This is a genomic window from Streptomyces sparsus (assembly GCF_054776295.1).
The window spans coordinates 1-1,520 of record NZ_BAAHCA010001063.1 but is presented as its reverse complement, the minus strand read 5'-3'; the positions used below and the strand labels follow the sequence as shown (position 1 = coordinate 1,520).

Genomic DNA, 1,520 nt, shown 5'->3' with positions numbered 1-1,520 from the left:
CGGCCCGCCCGCCCACCGCGGTCGGGGCCGGACGGCTGCCGGGCCCGAGCGGCTCAGGAGCCGCTGCCGAGCAGCGAGGTGATGGCCTCGGAGGCGCGTCGGGCGGCGGCCTCGGGATCCTGCCCGGTGAGCACGGCCGTCTGGTACTCCTTGATCGGGTTGTTCGCCTCCAGCGCCGCCCAGGAGGGCGAGTTGGGGGTGGCGAAGCCGTTCTTCGCGCCCTTGGCCATGGCGGCGGCTCCCGGGTCGCCGTCGAGCGCGTCGGTCAGCGTCGTCTTGTTGGGCACGTAACTCATCGTGGTGGCGATCTCGCGCTGCCACTTGTCGCCGGTCAGCAGCTTGATGAAGGCGTACGCCTCCTCGGGGTGGCGCGAACGCTCCGACTGGATCAGCACCGAGCCGCCGGTGAAGACGGCGCCCGGCTTTCCCGCCTTCTCGCCGGGAATGGGGAAGTAGCCGAGCTGCCCGGTCAGTTCCGGATTGGCCTCCATGATCATCTTGGCGTGCCCGGGCACCGCGATGACCTGGGCGATCTCGCCCTCCGCGAAGACCTTGTTCTGGTCGGGATTGGCCTCGTCGGAGTCGGTCGGGCCGTTGCCGTAGGACTGGAGCTGCTGGTAGAGCTTCATGCCGCGGATCGCCTCGGGGGAGTCGAGCGCGCCGCGCCACTGCCCGCTCTGCTCGACGGCCAGCTCCCCGCCCTCGTCCCAGATGAACCCGGAGAGCACGTACCAGTTCTGGCCGGGCAGGTAGATGCCCTGCTGGCCGGGCTGGTTCAGCTGTTCGCTGGCCTGGAACCACTGCTCGCGGGTGGCCGGCGGTTCGGTGATGCCCGCGCGTGCGAAGAGGTCCTTGCGGTAGATCACCACGCGGTTCGCGGCGTAGAAGGGGATGCCGAACTGGTAGCCGTCGATCTTGCCCGGCTCCTCCAGGCCCGGGATCCAGTCGTCCCCGCCGAGATCGGCGACCTTGAGCGTGAGGTTCTCCACGCCGCCGCCGGCCACGTACCGGGCGACCTGGGTGTTGCCGACCTCGATGACGTCCGGCGCGTCGTCGGAGGCCAGCGCCGCGGTGACCTTCTCGCCGATGCCCTCCCACTCCTGGACGGTGACCTCGGCCTTGACGCCGGGGTTGCGGGCCTCGAAGTCGCGGACGAAGTCCGCCACCAGCTCGTCGCTGAGGCTGTAGCGCATCAGCCACACGTCGAGCGTGGTCTCCCCGGCGGAGCCGTTCGGTCCGGTACCGCAGGCGGTCGCCACCAGCACCGTTGCCACGGCCAGTGCGGCGGTCCTCGCGCGGGTGCGGCTGAGCATGGTTCCCCCAAGGTGACAGGCTGTTCATCTTCGAACGACTGGCTGAAAGTGTGGGGGAGTCAATGATTGGCATAGACCAATAGGCTGGTCAAGGGTCCACTCGCCGGTAACCCGGAGTTGGCCCGGCGGCTGATCCCGGACGCCGCCGCGGACCCGGTCGACCCGCTCCGAGCCGTCCGCCGCCCGCCGGCTCGCCGCCGCGCGCAC

Annotated in this window: 1 protein-coding gene; it reads right to left on the bottom strand. The window is 70.4% G+C overall.

The genetic code is table 11. The features are described 5' to 3' along the window. Nucleotides 1-53: 53 nt before the first annotated feature. On the bottom strand, nt 54-1,313 hold the full coding sequence (locus ACYVE9_RS26295) for an extracellular solute-binding protein (RefSeq protein WP_461030392.1): 1,260 nt from the start codon (nt 1,311-1,313) through the stop codon (nt 54-56). Nucleotides 1,314-1,520 lie beyond the last annotated feature (207 nt).